Annotated in this window: 10 protein-coding genes; 9 read left to right on the top strand and 1 reads right to left on the bottom strand. The window is 53.1% G+C overall.

Annotated features, from left to right (window positions below; all coding sequences use genetic code 11):
- The first annotated feature begins 218 nt into the window (after positions 1–218).
- The 7 genes from ACFFSY_RS22385 (at position 219) to ACFFSY_RS22355 (ending at position 13046) form a co-directional block, all read left to right on the top strand.
- A complete protein-coding gene (locus tag ACFFSY_RS22385; RefSeq protein ID WP_377498239.1) occupies positions 219–5228 on the top strand; it encodes a galactose-binding domain-containing protein in 5010 nt (1669 codons plus the stop codon).
- A 93-nt stretch (positions 5229–5321) separates the two neighbouring features.
- Entirely contained in the window at positions 5322–5681 is a 360-nt protein-coding gene (locus ACFFSY_RS22380; RefSeq protein ID WP_377498237.1) for a redoxin domain-containing protein, read from the top strand.
- A gap of 476 nt (positions 5682–6157) precedes the next feature.
- Entirely contained in the window at positions 6158–6400 is a 243-nt protein-coding gene (locus tag ACFFSY_RS22375) for a hypothetical protein (RefSeq protein ID WP_377498235.1), read from the top strand.
- 1685 nt (positions 6401–8085) lie between these two features.
- The gene (locus tag ACFFSY_RS22370; protein WP_377498233.1) at positions 8086–8475 is read left to right on the top strand and encodes a hypothetical protein; all 390 of its coding nucleotides are present in this window, start codon (positions 8086–8088) and stop codon (positions 8473–8475) included.
- 123 nt (positions 8476–8598) lie between these two features.
- On the top strand, positions 8599–9021 hold the full coding sequence (locus tag ACFFSY_RS22365; protein WP_377498231.1) for an FAD-dependent oxidoreductase: 423 nt from the start codon (positions 8599–8601) through the stop codon (positions 9019–9021).
- A gap of 362 nt (positions 9022–9383) precedes the next feature.
- Complete coding sequence (locus ACFFSY_RS22360; RefSeq protein WP_377498229.1) at positions 9384–11402, top strand: glycoside hydrolase family 13 protein; 2019 nt, start codon at positions 9384–9386, stop codon at positions 11400–11402.
- Positions 11403–11813: 411 nt separating this feature from the next.
- Positions 11814–13046 (top strand): NAD(P)/FAD-dependent oxidoreductase, encoded by a 1233-nt coding sequence (locus ACFFSY_RS22355; protein WP_377498228.1) that lies wholly within the window; start codon positions 11814–11816, stop codon positions 13044–13046.
- A 73-nt stretch (positions 13047–13119) separates the two neighbouring features.
- Here the strand turns inward: ACFFSY_RS22355 and ACFFSY_RS22350 are convergent, their stop codons facing one another.
- The gene (locus tag ACFFSY_RS22350; protein ID WP_377498226.1) at positions 13120–13503 is read right to left on the bottom strand and encodes a winged helix-turn-helix transcriptional regulator; all 384 of its coding nucleotides are present in this window, start codon (positions 13501–13503) and stop codon (positions 13120–13122) included.
- A gap of 144 nt (positions 13504–13647) precedes the next feature.
- Between ACFFSY_RS22350 and ACFFSY_RS22345 the strand changes: the two genes are divergently transcribed.
- Positions 13648–14421 (top strand): NAD(P)H-dependent oxidoreductase, encoded by a 774-nt coding sequence (locus tag ACFFSY_RS22345; RefSeq protein WP_377498224.1) that lies wholly within the window; start codon positions 13648–13650, stop codon positions 14419–14421.
- 205 nt (positions 14422–14626) lie between these two features.
- Positions 14627–16306 carry a galactose-binding domain-containing protein gene (locus tag ACFFSY_RS22340; protein WP_377498222.1) on the top strand — a complete coding sequence of 560 codons (1680 nt, stop codon included), beginning with the start codon at positions 14627–14629 and terminating at the stop codon, positions 16304–16306.
- Positions 16307–16329 lie beyond the last annotated feature (23 nt).

Raw genomic sequence — 16329 nt, 5'->3', positions numbered from 1 at the left:
TGGTGCCGGATTACTTCAAAGCACTTTGAAGCGCATTCCCCTCAATCTTCGGAATAATGACCCCTATTACCATAACTTTACAACGTTACCTCCGCAAGCGTACGCCTCTATCATTTAAGAAGGCAGCGGATTGACTTGAAAATCGGAGCGGGAAGGAGGGCTCGAACGGAGGAGTCGGCAACATTCATTCCATTTTACGCATGGGAGGTATCGAGTAGGTGAATCGAAACAAGCACTCCATATTGAAGAAAAGCCGCCGCGTCCTGACGGCGATGATTAGTCTGGCGATGCTCTGGAGTTTGATGCCTTATTGGGGCGCGAATACGGCGGAGGCCGCGGGCTCGCAGCTGCTCTCGCAGCGCAAGCAGGTGCTGGCTTCGTCGGTGGAGGGCGCCAATACGACGGAACGGGCTGTCGACGGCAATATCAGCTCCCGCTGGGCGAGCGTCTGGCAGATGGACCCGCAATGGATTTATGTCGATCTGGGTTCGTCGGCCAACATTAACCGCGTCTACCTGAGCTGGGAGGGCGCTTACGCCAAGGCATACAAAGTCCAAGTCTCGAACGATGCGGATACGTGGACCGATATTTACGCCACGACGACCGGCACGGGCGGCAACAATGATTTGACGGGCTTGTCGGGCACGGGTCGCTACGTCCGCATCCTCTGCCAGCAGCGCGCTCTATCCGACTATGGTTATTCGCTGTACGAGTTCCAGGTGTACGGCGAGTTTACGACGCCGCAGCCGCCGGCACCGGTGAACGTGGCGCTGAACAAACCAGCCGAAGCGTCCACGTGGGAAGTGCCGACTTGGTCGACCGATCCGGGCATCGTCTCCGCGGTCAAAGCGTTCGACGGCGATCCGACCAGCCGCTGGTCCTCCGAATCGTGGGATCCTCAGTGGATCAGCGTCGACCTCGGCAGCGTGCGGACGATCGGGACGGTCATCCTGAACTGGGAGTCCGCGTACGGCAAGTCGTACGACATCCAGGTGTCGAACGACAAGACGAACTGGACGACCGTCTACCGGCAGCTGTACGGCCAGGGCGGCGTCGAGACGATCAAGGTCAAGGCGGACGGTCGGTATGTCCGGGTGTACGGTTTTGCCAGAAGCACGGGCTTCGGCTATTCCCTCTATGAATTCGAGGTCTATGACTTCGTCAGCGGCGATCCTATCCCGCCGGTCCATATTCCGGATAAGCCGGTTCCGCAGGTCGTCCAGGTCGGCGCGGGCAGCTACAAGACGAACGATATTACGACGTACACGCCTACTTATCCGACTTACAAGACGGCGAACGTCACGGGACCGCTTCCTTCGGGCGGCTGGTGGCAGTCGATCCTCATCAAGCGGCTGAGCGACGGGATCGTGGCGCTGCCGATGCGGATGCAATATACCGACCAGGGTCTCAGTGTCATGAACCCGGGTGCCGGATTCATCACGGCGGACGGCAAGACGCAGAGCACGGCGGGTGCGCCTGATTTTTACTTGATGGCGAGCAACATTAACCCGCTCAATATGTCCGCCAAGGTCGACGGCTATGGCGACTATTCGGTCCGGGCCGTTCTGAGCGACAACGACAGCTTCAAGATGAAGAACACGATGGTCAAAGGTTCGCCTTACCTGTACAGCGAGTTCACCGATCCATCCTCGCCGTTCCTCGTGCTGAATGGGACGTCGACGAGGTTCTTCGATGACGGCAATGCGACGATTCTCGCGGCGGATGGCGCAGCCGTGACGGCTGACCATATCGGCGTGGAGGTCGCGAATGTGGACAGCGGCGGGAACAACCGGGTACGGTCGTATGGACTTTTTGCTCCGGCGGGCACGGTGTTCAAGCGGGCGAACGGCAAACTCACGATGCAGCTGGGGAGCGGGCAAAACTATCTCTCCATCGGCACGCTGCCGTCGAACGGCAATCTGAGCACCTACTATCAGCATGCTTATGCCTTCGTGACAGACACCAAGGCGAGCTACTTCGCGGAGGATGCGACGGGCTTGGTCACCACGACCTATAACTCGGCGATCGAACTGAAGCGCAGCGGATTCTCGGCCGATACGCTAATGGCGCTGCTGCCGAACCAATGGAAATCGATCACCGCCGCGACGCCGCTGACGGCGCTTACGTATCCGTCCGTACGCGGTACGATCAAGGTATTCGAAGGCAATTCGTTCTTCGTCCAAAATAAATTCACCGGCGTCATTCCGCAGTTCGGCGAACCGACAGGCTCGAGCTCCTACAACCGGGCCGATGCGATCGCTTACCTGAACGGCACAATCGCGATGCTGGAGAACAACTACATGTGGGATGACCCTTATTGGGAAGGGAAGAACCTGCATCCGCTGGCGCAGGCGGTGCTGATCGCGGACCAGCTGGGCGAGACGGCGATCCGGGATAAGGCGCTGGCGATCCTGAAGAACATTTTGACCAACTGGTATACGTACAGCGGCGGATGGCCGGATGACTTTCCGTATTACTTCTACTACACGCCGGAATGGGGCGCGATGCAGGGCGACGGCGGCGACCATGGGATGGCGAAGTGGATGTCCGACCATCATTACGTGTGGGGCTATTACATCTACGCATCCGCGATTCTGGCGACCTACGACAAAGACTTCCTGAACAACTACGGCGGCATGGTAGAGCATCTGATCCGCGATGTGGGCAACCCGTCCCGCACCGATTCGATGTATCCGTTCATGCGTGCGTTCGACCCGTACGAGGGCGTCTCCTGGGCGGGCGGATACGGGGACAGCTATGATGGCAACAATCAGGAAGCGACTTCCGAAGCGCTATATGCGTATGCCGGGGAGTATCTGTGGGGCGTTCTAACCAACAATGCGGCCTACCGCGACGCGGGGATGTGGGTCTATGCGGTCGAGACGAACTCCATTCTGCAGTACTGGTTCAACTACGATCAGGACAACTGGCACCCGAACTTCCCGCATGGCGTCGCGGCCCAAGTATTCGGCAGCAAAAACTACTACGGCACTTATTTTGCGACCGACGCCAACAATATGTACGGCATTCAGTGGCTGCCGACCGCGCCTTACATGACGTATTACGGCGTGCGTCCGGACGGGGCGGCGAGGGCTTATAGCGCCTTCCTGAAGGACAAAGGCGGGCCGGAGACCGGCTGGTATCATATTATTTGGCCGTTCCAGGCGCTGAGCGATCCCCAGGGCGCGGTCGCCAAATGGGATCCGAACAAAATCGCGGCCGACGACAACAATGGCAAGAAGGAGTGGCCGAACACGTATTGGTTCCTCCATGCGATGAATGCCTTCGGTCCGCGTTCGGCGGAGATTTGGTCCTCCAACTGGCCGACGTACCAGGTATTCAAGAAGAACGGCGCGTACACGGCGAACATCTGGAATCCGACCGATGCGACCCAATATGCGGTCTTCCGCAACGCGGGAGGCAGCATCGTCGGAACGGTTACGGTACCGCCGCGCAAGACGGTCGTCGCGAACCCGGTCAACGGGGTGCAGCCTCCCGCGCCTAGCGGCCAAGCGGCAGCGCCGGTATTCGGCACGGCGAGCGGCACGTACGCTTCAGCTCAGCTCGTATCGCTGACGAACCAGGCGGCAGGCGCGACGATTCGCTATACGACGGATGGATCGGAGCCGACGGCTTCCTCTGCGAAGTATACGGGGCCGATCCAAGTGTCCCAAAGCATGACGATCAAAGCCAAAGCGTTCAAAGAACTGATGAACGCATCGGCGACCTCGAGCGCAACCTACGCGATCAACGCGGTCAGCCAGGTCGCGCAGCCGGTTATTACGCCTGCGACGGGCACTTACACGGGCGCGCAGAACGTTGCGATTACCACCTCGACGACGGGCGCGACGATCCGCTACACGACCGACGGTTCGACGCCTACGGCATCTTCGGGCACGATCTACTCGGGACCGTTCAACTTATCGGCCACGACGACGGTGAAGGCTATCGCCTACAAGTCCGGCCTGGGCAATTCCGCGGTGGCGACCTCGGTTATCACGATCGGCGCGGCGAATGCCAACAAGGCGCTGAACAAGACGGCCGCGGCTTCCTCGGCGGTTGGCGGCAACACGGCCGCGGCTGCTCTTGACGGCAATGCCGGCACCCGATGGGAATCGGCATCGAGCGACCCACAGTGGATCTCCGTAGACCTCGGCTCCGCACATAGCGTAACGGGCGTCAAGCTGAATTGGGAAACCGCCGCCGGGAAGGATTACAAGATTCAAGTGTCCGCCGATAACGCCGCATGGACCGATGCATACGTGAAGACAGGCGGAACGGGCGGAGTCGAAACAATTACGTTCAGCGCGCCTGCGTCGGGACGCTACGTCAGGATGTATGGCACGGCCCGCACGACCGGGTACGGCTACTCCTTATGGGAATTCGAAGTGTACGGCTCCGAATCCAACCTGAGCCAGGTTGCGCAGCCGATCATCACGCCGGCAAGCGGGGCATATACCGGCGCGCAGAACGTGACAATTACGTCCGCGACGGCAGGGGCGTCGGTCCGCTACACGACGGATGGATCGACGCCGACGGCGACGGCGGGTACGGTTTACTCGGGCGCTTTCACCGTCTCCGCTACGACGACTGTCCGCGCGATTGCCTATAAAGCCGGCATGACCGATTCCGCCATCGCAAGCGTGATGTTGACGATCAACCCGGGGAATACGGCGAACCAGGCGCTGAACAAGACGGCTACGGCCTCCTCGGCGGTTGGCGGCAATACGGCACCGGGTGCTTTTGACGGCAACACCGGCACTCGCTGGGAATCGGCATCGAGCGATCCGCAGTGGATCACGGTCGACCTCGGTTCCACGTACAGCGTGACGGGCGTCAAGCTGAACTGGGAGACGGCAGCCGGCAAAGACTATAAAATTCAAGTGTCTGCCGACAACGCCTCTTGGACGGACGCCTATGTCAAGACGGGCGCTCCCGGCGGGGTAGAGACGATTACGTTCAGTACGTCGGTCACGGGACGTTACATCCGTATGTACGGCACGGCTCGGACGACCGGTTACGGCTACTCGCTGTGGGAGTTCGACGTGTATGGAACACAGGCGGCGAATCAGACGGCGGATGCTGGAGCAAGCATCCCTGGCAAGATCAAAGCGGAGAGCTACAGTGCCATGAACGGCGTCCAGACCGAGACGGCTTCCGAAGGGACGCTGAACGTGAACAACACGGATGCCGGCGACTGGATGGATTATGCGGTCAATGTCTCGTAAGCAGGTACCTATACAGTAGACTTCCGGGTGGCCAGCCCTTACAGCAACACGCAGCTGCAGCTGCGTGACGAATTCATCAGATGCAGGTAGCCGATGCATAAAGCAGTCATCCAGGCAAGGAAGTGCGCGTCTCATGAGTTGATCGATAAGAGCTGCTATAAGATGGCGCTGCTCGTTGTACTAGCCGGCGCGGCCATCTATGCCGTCGTGCGATCGGCGAACGCGAAGACCGCGACGATCATGGAAGGGAGAACGGCGCCGGATATCACCGTAACGGATCTGCAGGGACGCGTCGTTTCGTTGTCTGATTATCGGGGGAAGCCCTTGCTGTTCAATTTCTGGGGGACCTGGTTCGAGCCTTGCGTCAGAGAGATACCCTTGTTCGATCGCTCCACGAGCGGGGAGAGGTGCGGGTCGTCGGGATTAACGTCGGACAATCCAGAGGAACGGTGAACACGTTCACGATATACTCGACGCGCTGAAGGTCATTGACAGCGAACATACGAATAACTAAATCCGCAACTTATGCGGATTTTTTTTGTATCCAAGTGCTTGACCTATGTCGATGACATGAACTTGTAAACATGGCCGCGGTGCAAAAAGAGGGTCCAAACTATCTCTGGATCCCGTGCACGCAGCAAAAAATGCCATTACGCTGGCATCCAGTCCCTAGGTCTAACAATAACATCGAGGTTGACGGACACGGTGTTAGTTGTTCCGTAAAGCTCATTGTCGGGCAATTCAGACAATAGGAAGTTCAGTGCTACGATAACGAACGACCAAGGCCGCGATAGACGGTTATACTCAAAGATTGTTGTCTACCCTTTTTTTGTGCTTTCTAGAATCCATCATTTGATGAGATTATTAGCCTTATCCTTCCGAGTCCCCCCTCATACATTATAAAAGGTTCATCGAAGGGAGGGAAATATATGAGTGGTAATAACGGTGGTTGTGGCAAAGATATTGGTCCCAGCATTCTCCGCCGTCTCTCTCCAGGAATTGAGGTAGACGTTGTATTTGATCACACTGGTCCACGTGGTCTCCAAGCTACATTCCTTGGTTTTGAAGGCAATACTGCACTGTTCTTGGTCGATGGTGAAGTCTTGTTTATTCCACCTAATAAAATTCAAGCAATCTCGCTGCATGCACCTCGCAGAGGCAACAGAAGTTAATAAGTCAGCCAAATCTCACAAACTCTCATTTTCAATTGAAGGGAAGGGAACTATATGAGTAGCAATAATGGTAGTAATGATGTAGGACCTAGCATTCTCAGCCGACTTTCTCCAGGGGTTGAGGTAGACGTTGTATTTGACCACACTGGTCCACGTGGTCGGCAAGCTACATTCCTTGGTTTAGAAGGGAATACTGCACAGTTCTTGGTTAATGGTGAAGTCTTGTTCATTCCACTTAATAAAATTCAAGCAATCTCGCTGCATGCACCTCGCAGAGGAAACAGAAGTTAATAAGCCAGTCAACTCTCACAAACTCTCATTTTCAACTGAAGGGAAGGGAACTATATGAGTAGCAATAATGGTGGTAATGGCGCAGGACCTAGCATTCTCCGCCGTCTCTCTCCAGGGGTTGAGGTAGACGTTGTATTTGACCACACTGGTCCACGTGGTCTCCAAGCTACATTCCTAGGTTTTGAAGGGAATACTGCACTGTTCTTGGTCGATGGCGAAGTCTTGTTCATTCCTCCTAATAAAATTCAAGCAATCTCGCTGCACACACCTCGCAGAGGAAACAGAAGTTAATAAGCCAGTCAACTCTCACAAACTCTCATTTTCGATTGAAGGGAAGGAAACTATATGAGTAGCAATAATGGTGGTAATGATGTAGGACCTAGCATTCTCCGTCGTCTCTCTCCAGGGGTTGAGGTAGACGTTGTATTTGACCACACCGGTCCACGTGGTCTCCAAGCTACATTCCTTGGTTTTGAAGGGAATACTGCACTATTCTTGGTCGATGGTGAAGTCTTGTTCATTCCTCCTAATAAAATTCAAGCGATCTCGCTGCACACACCTCGCAGAGGAAATAGAAGTTAATTAGTCAGTCAACTCTCACAAACTCTCAGATCGAAGGGAAGGGAACTATATGAGTTGCAATAATGGTGGTAATAATAATGGTGGTAATGATATAGGACCAAGCATTCTCCGCCGTCTCTCTCCAGGGGTTGAGGTAGACGTTGTATTTGACCACACTGGTCCTCGTGGTCTCCAAGCTACATTCCTAGGTTTTGAAGGGAATACTGCCCTGTTCTTGGTCCATGGTGAAGTCTTGTTCATTCCTCCTAATAAAATTCAAGCAATCTCGCTGCATGCACCTCGCAGAGGAAACAGAAGTTAATAAGTCAGCCCAATCTCGCAAACTCTCATTATAAATTGAAGGGAATGGAAAATATATGAGTTGCTATAACGGTGGTTATAACGGTGGTTATAATGGTGGTTATAACGTTAGTAATGACGCAGGACCTAGCATTCTCCGCCGTCTCTCTCCAGGGGTTCAGGTAGACGTTGTATTTGACCACACTGGTCCACGTGGTCTCCAAACAACATTCCTTGGATTTGAAGGGAACTCTGCCTTGTTCTTGGTCGATAACGAAGTCTTGTTCATTGCTCCTCGTAAAATTCAAGCAATCTCTTTGCATGCACCTCGCAGAGGAAACAGAAGTTGTTAAATCAGTCCTATCAACTCTGCTAGTAGAAGGGTACGGAACATATGAAGCATATTCCGTACCCTTTATTAAGAATCCACGGGCTACCAAAAATTTTCTCATCATTGGTATGCATTGATGCCGATACATTCCACAATGCTATGCACATTAGGGTTTGCATTTTTGAAAGGAGAGAAGCCCTAAATGAAAGAAGATGAATTCGAAGACTTCCGAGATCAAATTAAAAAAATGAAGAGAGAGAATAGGAATAGGAGCTACAAGGATCAGGATGATGTAAACTACCGGGATGTAATTGAACGTGTGAAGTCTGTCATGGTGCCAGCCATTGAAGCATTTGTTGATTCAGATCGCACACTAGAAATGCAATCAAAAACATTTCGAACTATTTATATCTCATATGCAAACACTAGGATATATGGACTATTGGTGTCGGCAACCAGTGTAGATAACATTAACATTGATGCTGTGTTTGATTCGAATACATTCCGTATATACGCAGGAAGTTTCAACGAAAAAAAGATTAAGGCTGCCGTTAAACAGGCGCTTTTAGATTGGTATCAAATAATTATCTAAATAAGCATATAATTATCTAATAATGTTGGTTCACAAGAACATATGCACAAAAAATCCGCAATAATATGCGGATTTTTTTATTTTTTACTCCAAGCTACTGAGCGAATATGGCCGGCGAAGGCGATGGCATCCGTAGAGGCACTGGAGAAGCGGGAGGGTTTGACGCTGGCTTATGAGCTCGGGAAGGCCGGGATCGACGTGCTGCTGCTGCTGGAGAAGGGCACGCTGCCGAACGATACGCTTTCGACGCACAATTTCTTCAGCAATTCCGTCGCGATGCTGCGGGATATGGGCGTAATGGACCGTCTGCTCGCAACGGAGACGCCGCTATATAAGCGGGCTTATATCGTGTTCGACGATGCCGTGATCGACGGCCATTACCCAGAGGTCAATGGAGAGAACGCGTGCTTCTGCATCAAGCGGACGTATCTGGATCATGCGCTGTTCGAAGCGGCGACTGCGCAGGCGGGCGTGACGGCCATTGATTTCCAGTTGTGTCACGCTGCCGGCGGGCAGCCACATTTTAACTACATGAACATTAGATAGCAAGGCCAGAGGCGGTTTCTCGGGTGGCAGGCGCGTCATCGACGAGCCTGTATAAGCCCGGAGGCCGTCTTTGCTATTCGGCGTGCTTGGGAGCGCGGGAAGAAAGCAGGGAAGAGAGGCTGAATAATGGAGCGCGGGAAGCGTCGGCCAAGGAGTTAACGCAGTAAACCCTGTACCGCAAATATTCTACCTAAATTGTAATGAATTATCTAACCGGGCAAGGTTTCGAATTGTGATAAATTAAGCTAGCACCATTCAAATCGCAAGTTGACCGCATACAAGCCACCAATGCCTCGCTGTTTAAAAACGAAAGCATTTGCTTACAGGTTTTTCTTTGTACCATTCTTTAGGGAGGTATTCGAATGAAAAATCGTTTCAAACCCCTTCGCAAGGTCGGGTTGGCATCTGCCGTGATCATCGCTGCAACGACTTTCTCATCGCTTCTTATTAACACCGCTTCAGCCGCTTCCAGCGACAACAACGTAGAATGGGCAGGCTTGTTCCATGATCAAGGGCCCATGTACGATAGCGCGCCGGAACCCTCGTCCACGACGGCCGTAACGCTCAAGTTCCGCGTATTGAAAGGCGACATCACAAGCGCGAATATCAAGTACTACGACTCGGCCGACAGCGGGTACCATTGGGTACCCATGAATTGGATCGCGAATGATGCCACAGGCCGATATGACTATTGGACAGGAACCATTCCGGCTAGCGCCTCGACCAAATACTATCGTTTCCAGATTAATGACGGCACGGCTACCGCTTGGTACAATGCGAAAGGCGCATCTTCATCGGAACCGACCGCTCAGGATTTCTATATCTTGCCAAACTTCAAAACACCCGATTGGTTGAAGAACGGCGCGATCTACCAGATCTTCGTCGACCGCTTTTACAATGGCGACACCTCGAATGACATCGCGACAGGCACTTACCCGTACGGTTATAATTCGCCTGCTCAGTTCAAAAGCTGGGGCAGCACGCCCTATGCGTCTTCGGGCTACTCCAATTCGGAAGTCTTTTTTGGCGGAGACTTAACCGGTGTGAACCAAAAAATGAATTACATCAAAAATACGATCGGCGCCAACATCATTTACTTGAATCCCATTTTCAAGTCTCCCAGCAATCACAAGTACGATACGCAGGATTACATGACCGTTGATCCCATGTTTGGATCCAACGCAACGCTGCAGACTCTTTCCTCCGGCATCCACAGCACATCGAACGGACCTAAAGGCTATCTCGTACTGGACGGCGTATTCAACCATACCGGCGATAACCATCTGTGGTTCAATAAATACGGCGCCAACAGCACAACCGGCGCGTACCAATCCCAATCCAGCCCGTACTCCAGTTACTATACGTTTCAAGCATGGCCGAACGCCTACTCCACTTTTCTTGGTTTCAACACGTTGCCCAAGCTCAATTTCGGGGCAAGCGGCTCTGCAGTCCGCAATGTCCTTTACAACAATACCAATTCAGTGGCGAAGACATACCTTAACGCTCCGTACAACATCGACGGCTGGCGTCTGGATGCTCCACAATATGCGGACGCGGGCGGTAACAACGGAAGCAATTCGACCAATCACCAAATATGGACGGAATTCCGCAGTGCGGTCAAATCCGTCAATCCAAACTCTGCTATCATTGGCGAGTACTGGGGCGATGCCAACGCATGGACGGCACAAGGCAATCAGTGGGACAGCGCGACGAACTTCGCTGGTTTCACACAACCGTTATCGCGGTGGATTACGGGCAAAGATTATAGTAACAATGCTTCATCCCTTACAACAACACAGTTCGATAGCATGCTTGCGAATACGCGCGCCAATTATCCAACCAATGTTCAGCAGGTCATGAGCAACCATTTGTCCAACCATGACATTCCGCGCTTCGGGACACGCGCAGGCGGGGACATTTGGAAAACTTATCTTGCGCTAATTTTTCAAATGACGTATGTTGGAACGCCTACGATTTACTATGGCGACGAATACGGCATGCAGGGCGGAGCCGATCCGGATAACCGCCGCACCTTTGATTGGAGCCAAGGCACGACGACGAACAGCGCGGTTGCTTTAACGAAGAAGCTTATCTCGATCCGCAATTCGTATCCAGCTCTGCGGACGGGATCCTTCATGACCTTATTGACAGACGATATGAACAACCTGTATTCGTATGCGCGCCTCGACAACACGAACCGAATCGCAGTCGTCTTGAACAATGATTCCGTAAGCCATTCCGTAACGGTGCCTGTTAACAAAGCGAGCATGGCCGACGGCAGCACGGTAACGGACAAAATAAGCGGAAACGTGTACACCGTATCCAACGGCTCCGTCACGCTCACGGTGGATGGCCATTATGGTGCGATCTTGGTTCAGTAAGAGCGGTCCGCTTCATCATTTTCGAGTCGATGTTGCCGGGGGCATTGTAGCGCTTTGCAAGTTATTGGTTTCAAGGACAACTCGGCGGCTGGTCGAACGATCGGCTGCCTTTTCGTTGTAGGCAGCAGCTTTGATTGATTTGAAGGAAGCATGATACAAATTGCCCTGATAAGCTGGAGTTTCCAGCGTACCTGGGTCCTGGAGGGAAACCCGGAAAGTTTAACAGAGGGGGCTATGCGCGAGCTTGGAGAAGAAACGGATGACCGATCAGCAAGGCTAGCGAAGAGCTGACGTTGTTTATCGTGACCGGTGAACTGACATGACAGATTCAGTGACGCCCTGTAACTGTTCGGATGACAATCCGGCGGCTACAATGATGGGAAAGATGACCATCATGGGAGGAACACACGGATGAAGACAACATTCGACGTCATAATCGTCGGCGCGCGGGTAGCGGGTTCGACGCTGGCTTACGAGCTCGGGAAGGCCGGGTTCGACGTACTGCTGCTAGAGAAGGGCACGCTGCCGAGCGATACGCTTTCGACGCACAATTTCTTCAGCAATTCCGTCGCGATGCTGCGGGAGATGGGTGTCATGGACCGTCTGCTCGCAACGGATACGCCGCTGTATAAGCGGGCCTATATCGAATTCGACGATGCCGTGATCGACGGCCAATACCCGGAGGTTAATGGAGAGAACGCGTGCTTCTGTATCAAGCGGACGTATTTGGATCATGCGTTGTTCGAGGCGGCGACGGCGCAGGCGGGGGTGACGGCCATTCAAGGTTTTCGGGTGACCGATCTGCTGCGCGAGGATGGCCGCGTCACGGGCGTGACGGGCGTAAGCCGCGTAGGCGCCGCCGCGTCCTATACGGCGAGGCTAGTCGTCGGGGCGGACGGGCGCCATTCGGTCGTCCGTTCGCTCGCCGGCGCGAAGCGGCTGCAGGCGGTGCCGACCGACTTCGCTTCTTACGTGGGGTACTTCTCCGGGTATGAGCAGAAGGGCGAGCCGTGCGTGGAGTTCTATAAGAAAGGCGATCGGCTCGCCATTGTTTTCCCCACGAGCGACGGCCAACACGTCGTCGGCGCGATGTTCCCGTTGACGGATCAAGCGTGGATCGATCGCTTCAAGGCGGATGCGGAGAAGGGATTCCGCGAGCTCGTCGGCAGCGGGCTGGCCGGGACGCCGCTTGCCGAACGTCTCCCGGTCGCCGAGCTTGGCGGCCCGGTCCGCGGGCTGCTCGGCTATGACAACGATTGGTTCGAGGGCATGGGACCGGGATGGGCATTAGTCGGCGACGCGCTCTCGTTCAAGGACCCGGCTGTCGGGCAAGGCATGCACGATGCGATGTACGGCGCGCGCGTTCTGACGCGAATCTTGGCCGCGAGCACGGACTGGTCTGCGAGCTGGGACGACATGGCAGCCGCATACGGTCGGGAGCTGGAGGCGAAGATGATGTCGCGCTTCGGCATGGCGTGCCAGATTACGAAGAACGTCCCGGTAAAGCCGGAGCAGCAGATGGTCAACCGGCTGATCGGGGCGCACCCGGAGGCGACGCAGGCGTTCCTCGGTATCTACAACTACGCGAACGAGCCGGAAGCGCTCGGCATGACGATCGGCCGTCTGCTTCAGACCAAGGAATAGCTGCCGATCCGCATCGCGGACGTTTAAAAGTCGCATACATGCGGCTTTTTTTGTTTAACGATTACTTCCTCCTCTATTTTAGCTCTTCGTTCCTCGTCGTTCTTACCTCTTTATTTACGCTATTTTTATGCTGCACTCCCCAGTCCTTCATAAGTAAAATGATCGGTTCCAAAGTTCTTCCGAACTCCGTTAGGGAGTACTCGACCTTTGGGGGGACCTCCTTATAAATTTCGCGATGAATGACGCCATCTCGTTCCAACTCTCTTAACTGCAAAGTAAGCATACGTTGAGTAATGCAAGGATGTAGTTTTCGAAACTCGTTAAACCTCTTTTTGCCGTCAATGAGATGAAAAAGTATAACCCCCTTCCATTTGCCGCCAATTACATCCAAGGTTGTTTCCACTGGACATGCTTCAGAGTTAGAAGGATAGTCAAGTCCGATTTTTCGAGTTCTCATTTCGATCGTTCACTCCCAATAGTATATATTTTGATACTATATACAATGAATGTGCGTACTTCCAAAAATTATATTGCTTATTATACTATAGCTCATGAACCACGTAATAAGTGTAGTAAACTAAAACTTTTGGAGAGTGAAAGCATGAAGAAAAATGTGATGATTGTTTATGCGCATCCTGAACCAACGTCGTTGACCCGTCAGCTCGTTGAGGTATCTGAGCTGACGTTTCGGGAGCAAGGCCACGTTGTCACGTCGTCAGACCTGTACGGTATGAACTGGAAGGCCGTGTTCGATGAAAGCGACTTCCCGGCAAGAGCTAATCCCGATCGACTGTCCTTTATGTCAGAATCGTGGCATGCCTACTCGACTGGCCGACAGACGGTAGACGTTACATCCGAGCAGCAGAAACTGCTCGCCGCTGACGCCTTAATCTTGCAGTTTCCGCTTTGGTGGTTTAGCATGCCCGCCATCCTCAAGGGCTGGGTAGACCGAGTGTTTGCGTACGGATTGGCTTATGGCTACAAAGATGAAGGGAACCGCTATCGTTACGGCGATGGTGGATTGAAAGGAAAGAGGGTCATGCTTTCAGTGACCGTCGGAGGTCCGGAGATCGACTATTCGCCGCGAGGCATCAACGGACCACTTGAGCAACTGCTGTTCCCGATCACCCACGGCACGCTCTTCTTTTCCGGTATGGATGTGCTGCCTACTCATGCCGTCTACGGAACCGGTCGCATCACGGCAGCTAGTGTAGTCGAAGCAAAGGAAACTTGGCGCTCACGTCTCGAGCGTTTCTTCGAGGATGAGCCAATCCCCTTCAGGCGTCAAAACGATGGGGACTACCCGGACCGACACGTGCTAGCAGACCATGTCGCCGTTGGACAGACCGGATTGTTGGCTCACCTTGTAGAATAGCCCACGACTGAAGCTGCCTGACGATGTACGCTGTGTCATTGGTCACTCCGCGCATCATGAGGTGATACAGACACCGCAATCCGATTAAATCACCAGCAGATGACAGTAAGATCGTGCTGGTAATTAATCGTTTTAGCAAAGATATGGGATCGGGATCAAGCTACAATAGAGGTGTAGTAAGCAATAAGGGGTGTGCATCCCGATCATGAAAGGAATGAGACTGATGTTAAAAAGAAAAGGACCATCATCAAAAAAATCACTTGGAGCCTTGGCTGGCGTAGTCGTCCTGGCCGGGACGCTTGCGGGCGTGCCATCCATGAATACGCCTGTTCACGCGGCTGCGGCCAACGTAGCCTATGGAAAGAGCGTAACCGCTAGCGATACGCTGGCGGGTTCCTCTTCCGTCATAACTGATGGAGACACCAATTCGAATAACTTTGTCGGGGTTACCCAAAATGTCCAATGGATTCAAATTGATTTGGGGCAATCATACAGCTTGAACAAAATCAATCTCTGGCACTATTTTAACGATGGGCGAACGTACCGGGATGTCATTGTACGATTATCCAGTGATCCAAGCTTTAGTGCCGGCGTAACCACCGTGTTCAATAATGATGCGAATAACAGCGCCGGATTAGGCGCGGGGAGCGATTCTGAATATGCGGAAACCTCCGCCGGCAAGTCGATCGCCTTTGCCGCGACAAGCGCAAGATATGTACGATTATACTCCAACGGAAGCAGTGCCAATATCTATAATCACTATGTCGATGTGCAGGTATGGACCGCTGATGCAGCCGAGCAGGCTACGTTTTATAAAGATATCAATTATGGCGGAAATTCCGTTGGTTTAGCACTAGGCAACTATACGCTGTCGCAATTGAATAGCGCGGGTATTCCGGATAATTGGACCTCTTCCTTGAAGGTTCCGAGCGGCTGGACGGTTGACGTTTATGCCGATGATAATTTCCAGGGAACCAAGTGGACCTATACGGCGGATAGCTCTTGGGTTGGAACGGAAGCCAACGATAAAATGTCTTCCGTGAAGATTTATAAAACCCCCTCAACTCCTTTACCGACAACCGGCGTTATGTTCGATGATTTCAATTATTCCGGTTTAAACGATGGCAATATATCGGCACACGGCTGGACGGTCTATAACGGAGGCGGCCCTGGGCCGGCGGGATCCACTTTTTCGAGTAACAACATCTCGTTCTTAACGGATCCCGACAATGCTGCCAATAAGCTGATGAGACTTAAAGCAAGCACGGATGGTACGGGCGCAGGAACAAGTCAAGCCGAAATCTATACCTCGAATCGTAAATATAATCGAGGCACGTATGCTGCAAGAGTCAGATTTACCGATACCCCGATCTCGGGGGCTGACGGTGCGGGCATCAATCAAACCTTCTTTACCATCTCGCCTTTAGAGGGATATCGAGATCCGAATTATAGCGAATTAGACTTCGAGTACTTACCGAATGGGGGCTGGGGTGCAGGCCAGGGGATATGGACGACTTCTTGGCATACCTATACGGCAGATCCTTGGTATAAGGATGGGAGCTCTAAGTTTGGTGCGGGATCTTATGCAGGCTGGCATACGTTGGTCATGAATGTAGCCGGCGATGGAACATCTGCCTACTTTATAGATGGCGTCAAATTCGCGCAGGATACGCCATACTACGGACCTAGAAAGCTGATGAGTATTAACTTTAATCTATGGTTCATAACCGGGGTAGGGGAAAATCCATTGATTGCAAGTACGTATGTTGAAGATGTGGACTGGGTCTATCATGCGAAAGACCATACGCTTTCACCTGAACAAGTGACAACGGCCGTACAGGGCATGAGGTCGAATGGAACTACATTCACGGATAGCGTCAATTAACTTAATACTGGCCGCCGCGTTTC

This window comes from Paenibacillus aurantiacus, assembly GCF_042431225.1.
In the GTDB taxonomy this organism is placed as follows: Bacteria; Bacillota; Bacilli; order Paenibacillales; family Paenibacillaceae; genus Paenibacillus_Z; species Paenibacillus_Z aurantiacus.
This window is presented reverse-complemented; position numbering and strand designations above follow the sequence as displayed.

Coding starts and splice junctions, on each gene's coding strand:
- ACFFSY_RS22380 (WP_377498237.1), top strand. CDS start 5,322: ATGCATAAAGCAGTCATCCAGGCAAGGAAGTGCGCGTCTCATGAGTTG.
- ACFFSY_RS22375 (WP_377498235.1), top strand. CDS start 6,158: ATGAGTGGTAATAACGGTGGTTGTGGCAAAGATATTGGTCCCAGCATT.
- ACFFSY_RS22370 (WP_377498233.1), top strand. CDS start 8,086: ATGAAAGAAGATGAATTCGAAGACTTCCGAGATCAAATTAAAAAAATG.
- ACFFSY_RS22365 (WP_377498231.1), top strand. CDS start 8,599: ATGGCATCCGTAGAGGCACTGGAGAAGCGGGAGGGTTTGACGCTGGCT.
- ACFFSY_RS22360 (WP_377498229.1), top strand. CDS start 9,384: ATGAAAAATCGTTTCAAACCCCTTCGCAAGGTCGGGTTGGCATCTGCC.
- ACFFSY_RS22355 (WP_377498228.1), top strand. CDS start 11,814: ATGAAGACAACATTCGACGTCATAATCGTCGGCGCGCGGGTAGCGGGT.
- ACFFSY_RS22350 (WP_377498226.1), bottom strand. CDS start 13,503: ATGAGAACTCGAAAAATCGGACTTGACTATCCTTCTAACTCTGAAGCA.
- ACFFSY_RS22345 (WP_377498224.1), top strand. CDS start 13,648: ATGAAGAAAAATGTGATGATTGTTTATGCGCATCCTGAACCAACGTCG.
- ACFFSY_RS22340 (WP_377498222.1), top strand. CDS start 14,627: ATGAAAGGAATGAGACTGATGTTAAAAAGAAAAGGACCATCATCAAAA.